The sequence below is a fragment of the Gelidibacter algens genome (assembly GCF_001678675.1).
GTDB lineage: Bacteria > Bacteroidota > Bacteroidia > Flavobacteriales > Flavobacteriaceae > Gelidibacter > Gelidibacter algens.
In genome coordinates, this window is sequence record NZ_LZRN01000008.1 from 77,102 (window position 1) to 92,008 (window position 14,907).

Annotated in this window: 14 protein-coding genes; 11 read left to right on the plus strand and 3 right to left on the minus strand. The window is 36.8% G+C overall.

Going from position 1 to position 14,907, the window contains the following annotated elements:
- Positions 1 to 21 precede the first annotated feature (21 nt).
- On the plus strand, positions 22 to 513 hold the full coding sequence (locus tag A9996_RS05600) for a GNAT family N-acetyltransferase (protein ID WP_066432061.1): 492 nt from the start codon (positions 22 to 24) through the stop codon (positions 511 to 513).
- The gene (gene prmC / locus A9996_RS05605) at positions 513 to 1,388 is read left to right on the plus strand and encodes a peptide chain release factor N(5)-glutamine methyltransferase (RefSeq protein ID WP_066432063.1); all 876 of its coding nucleotides are present in this window, start codon (positions 513 to 515) and stop codon (positions 1,386 to 1,388) included. The genes A9996_RS05600 and prmC overlap by 1 nt, the downstream gene beginning before the upstream one ends.
- Here the strand turns inward: prmC and A9996_RS05610 are convergent, their stop codons facing one another.
- Positions 1,389 to 3,791, minus strand: coding sequence for a beta-mannosidase (locus tag A9996_RS05610; protein ID WP_245905293.1), 2,403 nt, complete (start codon positions 3,789 to 3,791; stop codon positions 1,389 to 1,391).
- A 439-nt stretch (positions 3,792 to 4,230) separates the two neighbouring features.
- On the opposite strand from A9996_RS05610, the gene ligA reads away from it, so the two are divergent.
- The 3 genes from ligA to A9996_RS05625 all read left to right on the plus strand — a co-directional run bounded on the left by ligA (position 4,231) and on the right by A9996_RS05625 (position 8,224).
- On the plus strand, positions 4,231 to 6,225 hold the full coding sequence (gene ligA / locus A9996_RS05615; protein ID WP_066432067.1) for an NAD-dependent DNA ligase LigA: 1,995 nt from the start codon (positions 4,231 to 4,233) through the stop codon (positions 6,223 to 6,225).
- Positions 6,226 to 6,350: 125 nt separating this feature from the next.
- A complete protein-coding gene (locus A9996_RS05620; RefSeq protein ID WP_157487184.1) occupies positions 6,351 to 6,902 on the plus strand; it encodes a hypothetical protein in 552 nt (183 codons plus the stop codon).
- Positions 6,903 to 7,465: 563 nt separating this feature from the next.
- Complete coding sequence (locus A9996_RS05625) at positions 7,466 to 8,224, plus strand: hypothetical protein (protein ID WP_066432075.1); 759 nt, start codon at positions 7,466 to 7,468, stop codon at positions 8,222 to 8,224.
- Between the two features lie 7 nt (positions 8,225 to 8,231).
- On the opposite strand, the gene A9996_RS05630 is transcribed toward A9996_RS05625, so the two are convergent.
- A complete protein-coding gene (locus tag A9996_RS05630) occupies positions 8,232 to 9,143 on the minus strand; it encodes a bifunctional metallophosphatase/5'-nucleotidase (protein ID WP_066432076.1) in 912 nt (303 codons plus the stop codon).
- Positions 9,144 to 9,176: 33 nt separating this feature from the next.
- The gene (locus tag A9996_RS05635; protein WP_066432079.1) at positions 9,177 to 9,935 is read right to left on the minus strand and encodes a 5'-nucleotidase C-terminal domain-containing protein; all 759 of its coding nucleotides are present in this window, start codon (positions 9,933 to 9,935) and stop codon (positions 9,177 to 9,179) included.
- 67 nt (positions 9,936 to 10,002) lie between these two features.
- Between A9996_RS05635 and A9996_RS05640 the strand changes: the two genes are divergently transcribed.
- From A9996_RS05640 to porD, 6 genes are all read left to right on the plus strand, one after another.
- Positions 10,003 to 10,521: a DUF6913 domain-containing protein gene (locus tag A9996_RS05640; RefSeq protein ID WP_066432081.1), complete on the plus strand. Its 519-nt coding sequence runs from the start codon at positions 10,003 to 10,005 to the stop codon at positions 10,519 to 10,521.
- Complete coding sequence (gene dapA, locus A9996_RS05645; protein WP_066432084.1) at positions 10,521 to 11,399, plus strand: 4-hydroxy-tetrahydrodipicolinate synthase; 879 nt, start codon at positions 10,521 to 10,523, stop codon at positions 11,397 to 11,399. The genes A9996_RS05640 and dapA overlap by 1 nt, the downstream gene beginning before the upstream one ends.
- Before the next feature lie 207 nt (positions 11,400 to 11,606).
- Positions 11,607 to 12,422, plus strand: coding sequence for an outer membrane protein assembly factor BamD (locus A9996_RS05650; protein WP_066432204.1), 816 nt, complete (start codon positions 11,607 to 11,609; stop codon positions 12,420 to 12,422).
- A gap of 13 nt (positions 12,423 to 12,435) precedes the next feature.
- Positions 12,436 to 12,768: a DNA-directed RNA polymerase subunit omega gene (locus A9996_RS05655; RefSeq protein ID WP_066432087.1), complete on the plus strand. Its 333-nt coding sequence runs from the start codon at positions 12,436 to 12,438 to the stop codon at positions 12,766 to 12,768.
- Between the two features lie 5 nt (positions 12,769 to 12,773).
- Positions 12,774 to 13,985 carry a bifunctional phosphopantothenoylcysteine decarboxylase/phosphopantothenate--cysteine ligase CoaBC gene (coaBC, locus tag A9996_RS05660; protein WP_066432088.1) on the plus strand — a complete coding sequence of 404 codons (1,212 nt, stop codon included), beginning with the start codon at positions 12,774 to 12,776 and terminating at the stop codon, positions 13,983 to 13,985.
- Positions 13,978 to 14,865 (plus strand): type IX secretion system protein PorD, encoded by an 888-nt coding sequence (gene porD, locus A9996_RS05665; RefSeq protein ID WP_066432089.1) that lies wholly within the window; start codon positions 13,978 to 13,980, stop codon positions 14,863 to 14,865. The genes coaBC and porD overlap by 8 nt, the downstream gene beginning before the upstream one ends.
- The last annotated feature ends 42 nt before the right edge of the window (positions 14,866 to 14,907 follow it).

The window sequence follows — 14,907 nt, forward strand, 5'->3', positions numbered from 1 at the left end:
CTGCAAAAATAACATAATATCGTGAGCAAAAACCCTATCCTGATCAGAGAAATTAAAACTGAAGATGATGCACAAGTTGCACAGGTCATTCGTGATGTGTTGGTTGAAATGGGTGCCCCAAAAGTAGGTACTGCCTATGCCGACAAAGCGCTGGATGAAATGACAGCTACTTATAATAAGGACAATGCCACTTATTTTGTGGTAGCTGATGGCGGTAAAATCATCGGAGGTGCGGGTATAGCTCCACTGGAGAATTATGAAGGGAGTATTTGCGAGTTGCAAAAAATGTACTTTTTACCCGAAGCTAGAGCTAGAGGCTTAGGGGCTGAAATGATGGCGGTATGCTTAAAAAAAGCCAAAGCTCTTGGTTTTGAAAAATGCTATTTGGAAACCCTGCCGTATATGAAAGACGCCACAAAACTTTACGCTAAAACAGGTTTTGAAAATTTGGATGGCCCAATGGGAGATACAGGACATTATTCCTGCAATGTTTGGATGATAAAATCTTTATAATGCTATTAAAAACTCTACGCGACCAATTTTATACGGAATTAACGGAACACTATCCGGAAACGGAAATTCAGTCTTTTTTTAATTTATTATCCGAATGTTTTTTAAAAATGAAAGGTCACGAGGTGTCTTTAAATTTGTACGCCCCCATTTCAGGAAAGAAAACTGAAAAGTTTGAAAATGCTATCAAACGACTCAAAAAGCATGAGCCTATTCAATACATCATTGGTACTACTGAATTTTATGGACTACCTTTCAAAGTTACAGAAAGTACGTTAATACCCCGACCTGAAACGGAAGAGTTAGTACAGTGGGTGACAGACGTATCAACATCTAAAACTGAAAATTTTTCCATTCTTGATATTGGAACAGGATCAGGATGTATTGCTATTTCTCTAGCAAAAAGCAGCCCTAATGCCACCGTATACGCTATAGATGTCAGTAAAAAAGCGTTGATTATTGCTAAAACCAACGCAAAATTGAATAAGGTAGACGTGGAATTTGTTGAATTGGATATCCTGAATTGGCAAAATGAACCTTGGAATATGGAATTTGAAGATGTAAAATTCGACATCATTGTCTCCAATCCGCCGTACGTTAGACAATTGGAAAAAGCTCAAATGAGTGCCAATGTATTGCGGCATGAACCTGGTCTCGCATTGTATGTTGAAGATGATGAGCCACTTGTTTTTTATAAAACCATAGCTGAATTTGCAACAGCACATCTTAAAGACCAGGGGCAACTTTTTTTTGAGATCAACCAGTATTTAGGTACTGAAATGATTGAATTCCTCGAGGGCTCTAATTTCAAGGACGTTGTGCTCAAAAAAGATATCTTCGGAAATGACCGCATGGTTTCTGGAATCAAAATGTCTTGATTACAAATCCTCTTCTGGCTGTGTAAACTCATTCAACGTTTTAATTTTCAAATCTTTCAAAGAAGAGGCGTTGGTTTCAAAATCAATTTTCACTTTTTGATTAGGCAAAAGATCAAAAAAGTTATCGCTGAAGTGTCCTTTTTCTTTAGTGAATAGAAACACCCCTTTTTGAAGCGATGCAGAAGACAGTTCAATAGTAAATCCTTTCTCAGATTTCATAATTGTTTTTTGAACACTTGCTTTTCGGAGATGGAGATCTTTAGGTCTTGCTAAATAAAAATAAGAAGTTTCCTCATTGAATGTGGAAACAATCACAACACTATTCCTGTCCAATTGCAAACTGTTCAAATTTAAAACATGCTTGATTTCGCTACTGTTTTTAGTAACCTTGATCTCTTTTGAAACCGACCACAATTCATTCCCGTTAAAATCTAAAATTTGAATGTTGAGCTTGCCGTTTTGCGGCTTTAGTTCGTCATTGATGATAAAGGTTTGTAAGGTGTCATTTTTGACATAAGAAGAAATCAAGACATTTTCAAATGCTTTTCTCGCCGTGTAATGCAGCGCTTTCCAATTGCCTAAATAATCAAGACTTGCCCACGACACTGAAGGCCAAACATCATTGAGTTGCCAATATAGCGTACCCATGTTATAAGGTCGGGCACGCCTATGTGCTTCAAAACCTTTGTTCATTCCGTAGGCTTGCAATAATTGACTCATATACACATAATCTTCAGGTTGATCAGGCACGGGGAAGTCTCGTTGCATGTATTCTTTGATCAATTCAAAACCTTGGTTGTGCTTTTGATGGGATAAAAACCCAGTAGAAGAGATGCTAATGTCTTCCGATTGGTTAACAAAACGGATCGCTTCATAACTTGGAAATCCTTGAAACCCGAATTCGCTCATAAATCGCGGGACATTCTCTTCCAGATACTCAAACGGATACGCACTATGCCAAAGCCACCAATCATGTGCGTCACCTTCTGTTTTGTATAAAGGGTTGAGGCGTCCGTGTTTTGGTGAGCTTTCCCAATAATCTGTTTTTGTATAGTTTTTTACAATGTTTGGCAATAGGGTATCAAAAACTTTGAGGTAATTGTTCCATATTTCTGTTTTTTCCTGTGTTGATCTTCCAGCTTGCCAGCCCCAATTATGCCATGCTTCGTTGTTTTCATTATTGCAGCACCAGAGCGCTATGGACGCATGATTGCGTAACCGTTTGACATTGTCAATGGCTTCGTTTTTTACGTTTTCCAAAAATTCAGGATCACCAGGATACATAGCGCATGCAAACATGAAATCCTGCCAAACCAAGATGCCTTTTTCATCACATAAGTCATAAAAAATGTCATTCTCATAAATACCGCCGCCCCAAACGCGGAGCATGTTCATATTGGCATCCACAACGTTATTTATAATTTTTTCATAATCTGCTGTCGTCACCTGATCTTGTAAGCTGTGTTGTGGGATGTAATTGGCGCCTTTCATAAATACGTCTACACCGTTCACCTTAAAGTAAAACGATTGTCCAATACTGTCCTTTTCAGAAATAAGTGCGATGGTACGAATCCCTTTTTTTACTAAAATGGTATCTAAAATATCATTTTTTTGTTTTGCGATGATTTTGATATCATACAGATAAGGCGTGCCCAAATTATGAGGCCACCATAATTTGGGATGTTCTATTTGAAAGGTGATTTCTGAGGAATCACTTTTAGAAACTATAGCATTCAAGGTGTCGTTCACATAAATTTCATAGGATATTGGGGTTTTAATATCAGAAGAGACTTCCAAATCGACACTAAATGTTGCTAAATCTTCAGTGAGTTCTGTTTGCTCAATATAAGCATCACGTATTTTATAATCATTATAAGCGCTAAGGGTTATCGGTTTCCAAATTCCTGAGGTATTGAGCACGGGTCCCCAATCCCAACCATATTGAAACTGTGCTTTTCTTGTAAATATGCGGTTGCCTTCAGGAAGCTCATAAGGCAATTTAGCTTTTTCAATGGCTTCATAAGTGGACGTTTTCTCAAAAATGATGTGCAGATAATTGTCTTTTTTTAGAAGTTTCGTCACATCCACAGTAAACGTCCTGAACGCGTTGCTGGATTTAAGAATAATGCTGTCATTTAAATACACGGTGGCATAGGTGTCAAGCCCTTCAAAGTTGAGCTCAATATGTTTTTTACGCAACATTTTTTTAGGAATTTGAAATTCTGTTCTATATTCCCAATCAGTGTTAGAAATCCACTGTAACTCTAAGGCATTGCTGCCAATAAAAGGATCCTTGATTAAATTGTTCCTCAATAAATCAGAATGGACATTGCCTGGAACAATGGCTTTAGACCAAATAGAATCGGTATGGTTTTTAAATTCCCAGTGGTCGTGTAAGGTCAATGTTTGGGGTTGATTTTCTTTTTGACACCCATAACATACTAATAAACTGAGAAAAAAGGATAAGCGATTAATCATTGATGAGCTGGAGCATTGAGGTGATCATTTCTATATTGGAGGCCATCTCTTGGCCATTATTTAAAAACTTAGGGGTGTTCATAGGTATTGGAGCCGTCGTTTGAACTAGTGGCAAAAGTACGTCAGAACAATGGACTTCAGTAACCCCCCCCGCGCTTAAAAATTAAAAGAGTATTAGGGTTGACTCCAGATGCCGGAAGAATTAGGACCTTAGCCTCCGCCATCTTTTTTAAATGATTAAGGATTATTTAAAGGATTACAACGGCATAAAAACTATAAACGTGAGTGTTTTCTTGATAAGCATTTTAGTATATTAGAGCCCTTAAATATAACCCAAAGAGATAACTTACTCGTCAATAATTTAATGAATATACAACAACATATTTTACAGCTTCGCGACACCCTCACTCAGCATAATTACAATTATTACGTTCTAGATCAGCCCACTATTAGCGACTTTGATTTTGATGTTAAATTGAAAGAATTGCAAGCTTTGGAAGATGCGCATCCAGAATTTGCTGATGAGCATTCGCCAACCAAGAGGGTAGGCGGCGCAATTACTAAAAATTTTGAGACTGTAGTCCACGATCATCGCATGTATTCTTTAGACAACTCTTATTCCAAAGAAGATGTGTTGGACTGGGAGACCCGAGTAAAGAAAGTGATTGATGGCAAGGTGCAATTTGTGTGCGAATTGAAATATGACGGTGCTTCTATAAGTCTCACCTATGAAAATGGCATACTACTTAAAGCGGTGACAAGAGGTGATGGTGTGCAAGGTGATAATGTGACGGCAAATATCAAAACCATCCGGTCAGTGCCCTTGCGTTTAAAAGGCGATTATCCTCCAAAATTTGATATTAGAGGTGAGATTGTACTGCCTTTTGAAGGTTTTATTAAAATGAATGAAGAGCGTGTTGAGATAGGAGAGGAGCCTTACCGAAATCCGAGAAATACGGCCTCAGGAAGTTTGAAACTTCAGGACAGTGCTGAGGTATCCAAACGCCCTTTGGAATGTTTGCTTTACAACATCACCGGAAACAATTTAAATAGTGACACGCAGTTTGAAAGTTTGGAAAAGGCGCGAGCTTGGGGATTTAAAGTACCAAAGGCTGCGGCTTTAGTAAACTCGATAGACGATGTGTTCGAGTTTATTGACTATTGGAATATCCACAGACATGATTTGCCTTATGAAACCGATGGTGTGGTGGTCAAAATAAATGACTTGCATCAACAGGATGAATTGGGATATACAGCCAAATCGCCACGTTGGGCCATCGCTTATAAATTTAAGGCGGAACAAGTGTCTACACGGCTAAATGAAATCACCTACCAGGTTGGACGTACGGGTGCCATAACGCCGGTTGCCAATTTAGAGCCTGTGGAGTTGGCAGGCACTACTGTTAAGCGTGCGTCATTGCACAATGCTGATCAAATTGAAAAATTGGACATTAGGGAAGGGGATGAAGTTTTTGTTGAAAAAGGCGGTGAGATCATTCCTAAAATCATTGCGGTAGACTTGACAAAGCGTCCTGCTGATTCACGGCCCACCCATTATATTGAAAATTGCCCAGAATGTGGTACAGCACTCGTTAGAAATGACGGCGAAGCGCAACATTATTGTCCTAACTACAATGGTTGCCAACCTCAAATTATTGGTCGGATTCAGCATTTTATTTCGAGGAAGGCGATGGATATTGAGGGTTTGGGAGGAGAAACCGTCGCCTTGTTGGTCAAGGAAAATCTAATTACTGATTATTCAGATTTGTACACCCTTACTAAAGCAGACGTGATTCCTTTAGAACGTATGGCCGAAAAAAGTGCCGATAATTTAATCAATGGTATTGAAGCTTCTAAAGAAATTCCTTTTGAACGTGTGTTATACGCATTGGGTATTAGATATGTGGGTGAAACTGTTGCAAAAAAATTAGTAAAACATTTTAAGAGCATTACGAATATAGCAGACGCTACTTTGATTGATTTAGTAACTGTTGATGAAATAGGAATACGTATTGCTGAGAGTGTCGTCGATTTTTTCAACTCAGAGCAGAATCAAATAATTGTGGAGCAATTGAGGGACTGTGGAGTGCAAATGGAAATTTCTGCTGAAAAATTGGCAAATCAAACCAATAAACTGGAAGGACAGGCATTTGTAGTTTCTGGTGTTTTTGAATCGCTGTCAAGGGATGAACTGAAGAAAATGATAGAAGACAATGGCGGAAAGGTATCGAGCTCCATATCTTCAAAAACAAGTTATCTGATTGCAGGAGATAATATGGGACCGAGCAAAAGAACGAAAGCAGAAAAATTGCAGATTCCTATAATTTCAGAGGCTGAGTTTAAAAAAATATTGAAATAGAAATCTTACAAATCAATGAACTTCGTCGATTAAAAGCTTATTTAATCGCCTAATAGTTAAATTTATATATATTTGTCTGAGGAATAGATTCTTTAATATGATTTTAACCAAAAATTTTAATAAGCTTGTTGATCGCGCTTTCAGTGGTTTTTATTGGCTTGCAAGTGTATCAAATGGAAAATGAAGCGGCCGGTTTAAGAACATTATTATTTGTGCTTCTAACCACTCTCTACTATGTAAGGGTTAAAAATAAGCGCGTTTTTTTCTTTTCATTTTTGATAACGTTCACCATTGCCGAAATTTTGAATTTTCTGAGCTTTTTTGTTGATGTGCCACAATTGAACGACAGTGATACTATGTACTACCTAGTTAATTCTGTATATATCATAGCATATGCGCTACTTATAACTCAAATTTTGAGTGCAATGAATGTGATAGAGATGGTGAAGAAATATCCCTTTCACTTACTGATATTAATTGTACTTGATGTGTTTTGCGTGGTTGTAGTGACCAACACTGCCATTGGCAGATTGACTTATTACGCTTACTTTGTTGAACTTATTTACAATGCGGTAATTATGATTTTGTTGACGGTTACCTTAATTAATTATTTACATAGAGAAGATAAAAAAGCGATTAACTTGTTGATTGGTGCTATTTTTATATTTTTTTCTTGAGGTATTGCAATTGGCTTATTTTTACATTTCCAGTATCAATATCCTTAATGTTGCTTGTTCAATATGCTTGGTACTTGGATTTGCATTTTTCTATATGCAGTCAATATTGTCTTACGAATGGCGTGAAGAAATTTCATATAAGGACATAGCCGTCTAACCCGTGGTGTGAGTAATCCATATTTTTAAGTTTTAGTCTTTTAAAGCAGATGTGTCTCTTTGCAGATGATATATCTCTTCCCTTGCGTGCATTTCTATGCATTGATTCTTTCATTCAATTTTTTGCGATTCATTTGAATTTTACTTCTATGGATGCATCGTTTTACAAGTGATCTTACATTCCAAAGAGCAGACAGTCCTCTTACTTACTAGACTTCTTTATTGACATCAATAAAATTTCAATTGTAATGGCTATCAGATATATTGAAGGTTCCAAGATAATCAGAGGTCATAAAAGCATGATCTACAGTATTATTTTAACAATTAAATCGATGAAGCGCACGAAATATGCGTTTAAAGTCGTTTTTTTTTGTTATGTTTGTCATACCTACTTATACCAATCTATCATGAAAATATGGCACGCCTTAATGCCCAACTGGGTAATATCAGTACTGTTGGCCCTAATCATTTCGCTCAACCTTATTTCTTTCCTCAATGGATTTCCACTTTTATCTAAAGTGACGGCGTTGATTGTGATTCCAGTGCTATTGGTCTTTTATTTTTACAAACAAAAATTAATGGCGACGGTTTTTTTTACGATTTTAATGCTCGCTTTTCTCAGCATTCTTTTTAGATCTTTTGATGGGTATGACTTACTTTCTAAATTTTCTGAATCAAGCATTTTAGCGGCCTATGTGTTAATCATATTCGTTATGCTTGGGAAGTTTAAGGATATAAAGTTTGAAGGACTCGTGTCCTGGTATCTCGTGCTGATATTATTGGTAAATACCTACTTGATGTATGCCATGTTCTCCTCAGTTAAAGATAGCTTTCAGGATAGTGTCATTTTAACATTGACAGTTAGTAGAGGAGTTGCTTTATTGATCATGGGGTTTTTAGCTTTTGCCATTTATCTCAGCCAAGAGTCCGCGCAATCCATACTTTTCTTAACGGTAGTGTGCTGTTTTGTGTTTTCTGATGTGTTGGGCTTTATCACTACCATGTACGTTGATTTTTGGGCCTTTTCCGCAATACATGAAATTCTTCAAGCTACAGGACTTTTCCTCTTTGTGTTGTATGTCTACAATCATCAGCAAAAATCAAAAGTAACTGTAGCGAGTAATGAAGCAAACGTTACTGTTCCCGCTAATCACGTCACAACGTAAGGAAATCTTAAACTAAAATAGAAACGCCTTCTGCCGATGTGTTCTTGTTATTGCCAAAATAGAAGTCTATTTTACCAAGGTTAATCCCATAACAGCCCACTTGATTGACCAATACATTTTGATCCACACTATTTTTAACAATCGTAGGTTGTGGAAGAAAGGTATGTGTATGGCCTCCAATGAATAAATCAATATCCTTGGTGAGTTTAGCAAGTGAAAGATCACTAGGCTTGTCTTCATTATTTCGATAGTTATACCCTAAATGAGACAGACAGATAATCAAGTCACATTTTTCATATTCCTTCAAAACACGAGACATGTCTTGGGCAATTTCAACAGGATTGAGATACACCGTTTCCTTGTACATGTTTTTGTCAACTAAACCTGCAAGCTCTATTCCTAAACCAAAAACGCCTATTTTGATACCATTTTTTACAAAGGTCTTATACGGTTTTGCATGTGTATCCATTATGGTGTTTGAGAAATCATAATTGGCACTTACAAAATCAAACTTGGCATGTGGCAATTGTGCGTACAGCCCCTCAAGTCCATTATCAAAATCATGGTTTCCAATGGTTGCTGCATCATATTTGAGCATGCTCATCAGTTTGAATTCCAATTCTCCACCGTAATAATTGAAGTAGGGCGTGCCCTGAAAAATATCACCGGCATCCAATAACAAGGTGTTCGGGTTTTCAGCCCTAATACCTTCAATCAACGTCGCTCTTCTTGCAATACCACCTTGGTTTGGGTTTCTACCATCTTCAGGACCAAAAGGATCAATATGACTGTGCACATCGTTGGTATGTAAGATGGTAATTTTTTTTGGGGCGCTTGAAAATGATTGCAGGCCAAAACCTCCCAATCCAACCAATGCTGTGGCTGCCGTTGTTTGTTGAATGAATTCTCTTCTTTTCATAACTTCAAAAAATTTTGCTTCTAGGATGTGGAGTTAATCCTTTAATTGAATAAATCGGTCATCCATTACAGGGTTCAGAGTATCTGTTTTCATAAAATAATCAATTAATGCATTTCTTATTTTATAGTCCAACACAATCACCTCTTCGCTGGCCTTAAAAAAGTCCATCCCATCACCACCGTTAATAAGGTAGTCATTGGTGGCAATATAATAGGTCTTATTGAAATCTATCGGTAGTTTCTTTATAGAGCTCTCAACCACATTGGCATCTTTGTCCAAAACTATTTTCAGTTGGGAGATAGGATGTGCACGTTTGGCCTTAGCTAAATAGTCTAAAAGTTCCTTTACCTGAGCTCCTGGTAATTTTGAAACCACGATTGAGTTTTCAAAAGGCATCATTTCAAAAGCAGTTCTTTTGGTAATTGGTCCTTTAGATATAATAGAACGGATGCCACCATGATTTAATAGAACAAAGTCAATATGGGCTCCAGTTCTTTTAAAAAAGACAGGATCTGCTTCATCATAAACCACATCGGCCATCAAATTTCCTATAGCCGTGTTTAGATGTCCGTCACTTTTGGAATAGGTGTCTACTGCATAAGCTAAAATGCTATCCAGGTCTTTGTTAATATTTTCTCTGTACGGTTTGATGAAACTTTCAATACTCGGTTTAGCTTGTATACTATCATTGACATTTACGTTTTTACCTTCAATTTTGTAAACATCTGAAGGTGTTTTACAGGAGAAGCTTAAAAGCAGTCCCAAAACCAGAAAAATATTTTTAAATTTCATTGAATAACTCGTAAAATGTTAATGGATAAATGTAGCGTGTTTACTACCTTTGCCAAAACAAAAGTAAATGATTTTAGAGGCTTTTAAGGAAAAATCCAATCAAAAATTCATTAATAAACTGTTAAACTCTAAAAATGTTGCCATCAGTAACAGGAAATTAGAATCAGTTGGTGTTATTATTGATGCGAGTGAATTTTCTGACGCCGAAGCATTTAAACATTTTTTCAATGAATTGGGTGTTCAATTGCCAAAAATTAAAATCATCGTTTTTGTTGAAGACGAAAAAAAGACAGAGAAATTGTGGGGCAACTTTTTCAGCAAAAAAGATTTCGGATGGCGTGGTGCTATCAAACACGCCGAGCTGAAGATGTTTTTGGATACTGAATTTGATGCCCTTGTAAGCTTCCATAAAAATGACGCCTTAGAATTGAAAATGGCAGCAGCAGTCTCAAAAGCCAATTTCAAAATTGGACTATCCAATGTAGATGACAGATTGTATGATTTTATATTGGACGTGACCACCAAAGATTTTGACGTGTTTAAAACAGAACTAAAAAAGTACTTAACCATATTAAACAAAATATAATGACAAAATTTCTTGGAACAGGTGTTGCCCTAATTACACCGTTCAAATCTGATTTGAGTGTGGATCATGAAGCGCTTGCTGACATTGTTAATTACAATATTGACAATGGCACTGAGTATCTGGTTATTTGTGGAACTACTGCAGAAAGTGTGACGCTCACCAAACAGGAAAAGAAAGACGTTACCAGTACTATAAAGCAAGCAAATAATGGACGATTGCCATTGGTCTTTGGTATTGGAGGCAGCAATACTGCAGACATTATTGAAGAAATCAAGACTACAGATTTAGACGGAATAGATGCTATTTTATCAGTATCACCCTATTATACCAAGCCCACACAAGAAGGTATCTACCAGCATTTCAAAGCAATTTCAGAAGTGTCACCAAAACCGATCATCCTTTATAACGTTCCAGGGCGTACCGCCTCTAATATGTTGCCGGCAACCACCTTACGACTTGCCAATGACTTTGAAAACATTATTGGAATCAAAGAAGCAGGAAATAACGTGGGGCAATATTTACAATTATTGAAGCACAAACCAGATGGGTTTTTGATTATTTCAGGAGATGATGATTTGGCTTTAGGTGTTGTTTTGGCTGGTGGTGCAGGCGTAATTTCGGTACTGGGTCAAGCGTTCCCTAAGCAATTTAGCAAGATGATCCGTCTTGGATTGGAAGGCAACGCAAAGGAAGCATATCCAATTCATTTTAAGCTAATGGATGTAACAGCTCAAATATTTGAAGAAAACAATCCTGCCGGAATCAAGGCTGTTTTTGAGGCACTTCAACTGGCAATGGATACGGTGAGATTGCCCTTAGTTGTGGCTTCAGATGGCTTGAAGGAAAAAATCAGGAATAGTGTAGCGCGTCTCAAATAAAGCAAGAAACGTTAAATATTACTTAAACGTCCACTTAGCCTTAATGCATCTGTTATTTTAGCTTAAAATTTTTTGTTTTATAATACGTTATAAATGTGTACTTTTGCATTCTGTTTAAAAATGATCAAGTGCCATTAAAACATTCTATCTATGACTACATTTAATCAGGCATTCCATTTTAAAAACATAAAGAAGAACAATTTTTGGATGAAAAACATTTGTTATACGTTACTGATCGCTCTACTATTCTCCTCTTGTAGTGAATATCAAAAGGCCTTAAAATCTGAAGACATTGCCACGAAATTTAAAATGGGTACAGAACTTTTTGATGCTGGTAAATATAGTAAAGCCAATAAATTGTTTGCACAAATTGCACCACAATATAGAGGCAAGCCACAAGCAGAAAAATTGATGTACATGTATTCCACTTCATTTTACAAAATGAAGGATTATTATTTGGCCGGTTATCAATTTGAGCGCTTTGAAGATCAATATCCTAAAAGTGAAAAGGCTGAAGAAGCTGGTTTTTTAGGAGCGAAGAGCTTTTACTACTTGTCACCTGTTTACAGTAAAGAGCAAAAGGAAACCGTTACGGCCCTTGAAAAGCTGCAACTCTTTATCAATAAATATCCGGATTCAGAATATTTGCCTGAGGCCAATAAACTGATTCAGGAATTGGACTATAAATTGGAAAGGAAGGCTTTTGAAATTGCGAAACTTTACAATGAAATTGCCAATTTTGAGTCTGAAGATTATGAAGCGTCAATAAAAGCCTTTGATAACTTCCTTTTGGAGTATCCAGGAACAACTTTTAGGGAAGACGCCATGTACTACAGATTTGACGCTGCCTACAAATTAGGAATCAATAGTATTGAACGTAAGCGTCAAGACCGTTTAAATACAGCCTTAAAATATTACAATGCTTTTTATAAGGCATATCCAGAATCTCAGTACACTGCTGAGGCATCACTAATGAATACTGAATTGCAAACAGCAATTCAAAACTATACTACAAAAAGTTAATTTTATATACACGATGGATTTAAAAAAGACCAATGCTCCAGTAAGTTCTATAACTTACAACCGTAATGAAATTGATGAGCCAACAGGAAATATCTATGAGGCCATCTCTGTCATAGCCAGAAGAGCGGAACAAATCAATACAGACATCCGTAGAGAACTTGTTGATAAGCTTGAAGAATTTGCGACTTATAATGATAGCCTTGAAGAGATCTTTGAAAATAAAGAGCAAATTGAAGTGTCTAAATTTTATGAGAAATTGCCAAAACCACACGCGCTGGCAGTTCAGGAATGGATAGATGACAAAATTTATTTCAGAAATACTGAAGACGATATTACAGAAGCATAATTAACATGTCAATTTTAAGCGGCAAAAATATACTCGTAGGCGTTACTGCCGGTATTGCTGCTTATAAAACAGCAAACCTTGTTAGGTTATTTATAAAAGCAGGCGCTCACGTAAAGGTCGTGATGACGCCTGCTTCTAAAGACTTCATTACACCTTTAACACTTTCCACGTTATCTAAAAATCCCGTTTATTCTTCATTTGTCAATGACGATGATGAAAACGCCGTATGGAACAACCATGTTGAACTCGGGTTGTGGGCAGATCTTTTTATTATTGCACCTGCAACCGCAAATACCATGGCTAAAATGGCCAACGGCGTTTGTGATAATTTGTTAATGGCTACCTATCTTTCAGCTAAATGTCCTGTTTATTTTGCGCCTGCAATGGACTTGGACATGTACAAGCATCAAAGTACCATCGCTTCTTTTGAAATTTTAAAAAGTTTTGGTAATACCATGATTCCTGCAACTAGCGGTGAACTGGCAAGCGGTTTGGTGGGAGAAGGTAGAATGGCAGAACCTGAAGATATCGTGACTTTTATTGAACACGATGTTCTAGAGCAGTTGCCCTTAAAAGGAAAGAAAGTGCTGATTACTGCTGGCCCTACTTATGAAGCTATTGATCCGGTCCGTTTTATTGGTAATCATTCCAGTGGAAAAATGGGGTTTGAAATAGCTAAAGCAGCAGCCAATCTTGGTGCTGAGGTGATTTTAGTTTCTGGCCCAACACATGAAACAGTTGTACACAGTCTTATAAAAAGAATTGACGTTGTGAGTGCTTCACAAATGTATGAGACCGTACATGACCATTTTGATGTGGTTGACATTGCTATACTGTCTGCAGCAGTGGCTGATTATAGGCCTAAGAAAGTTTCAGACCTGAAAATTAAAAAGAAAGAGGCTACCTTTAGTATTGAGTTGGAGAAGACTCAAGACATTCTGAAGTCATTGGGAGCTATTAAATCACATCAATTTTTAGTTGGTTTTGCATTGGAAACCAATAATGAACTAGAGAATGCAAAAGGAAAATTAAATGCAAAGAATTTAAATTTAATTGTATTAAATTCGTTAAACGATCAAGGAGCCGGATTTGGAAGTTCAACCAATAAAGTGACTTTTATAACTGACGCACAGGAGATCATTCAACACGACTTGAAATCAAAAAGAGAAGTGGCGGCAGATTTAATGAATCAAATTATAAAACAAATCCATGCGTAAATTTATTTTCACACTTTTCTTAGTCTGCAATACCGTTGTTTTTTCTCAAGAATTGAATTGTAATTTAGTGGTTAATGCACAACAAACAGGAAATGAAAATGTACAGGTTTTTAAAACTTTAGAGCGGCAATTGACTGAGTTTGTCAATAACACACAATGGACAGATAAAATTTTTAAACCTCAGGAGCGTATAGATTGTAGCATTATCATTAATGTGATTGACTACAATAGTGATGTGTTCCAGGCTACCATTCAAGTGCAGTCTTCAAGACCTGTTTTTAATTCCTCCTATAGCACTCCAGTTTATAATTTTAATGATAAAAATTTCACCTTTCAATATCTGGAGTTTCAAAATTTAGTGTACAATCCCACACAATTTGAATCTAATTTGGTTTCAGTACTGGCGTATCATGTATTTATGATTTTAGGATTGGATGCGGATACCTTTGAATTGAACGGCGGAGATCCTTATTTTAAACAGGCGCAAACAATCACCAATTTCTCCCAGCAAGGAAATTTTAAAGGCTGGAAATTGGAAGACGGACAACAATCACGTTTCGCACTTATCGACAATGTGCTGTCTCCTACATTTAAAGAATTCAGAACGGTCATGTATAATTACCATCGGAAAGGTTTGGATGTCATGGCAGACAATGACAAAATTGGAAAAGAGGCCATTGCTGGAGTTTTTGACAATTTGAGTACTATGAACAACAGAAGGCCAAACTCATTTTTGATGCGTGTGTTTTTTGATGCCAAGGCCAATGAAATTCTCGATATTTTTAGCGATGGACCAAAAGTAAACGTCACGCAAATTAAAGATGTTCTTAATAAGATAGCGCCTACACATGCCGATAAATGGCGTGAAATCAACTTCTGATATGTAATGTAGAAGCACTTTGGTGTAATTCCAAAAACTAAT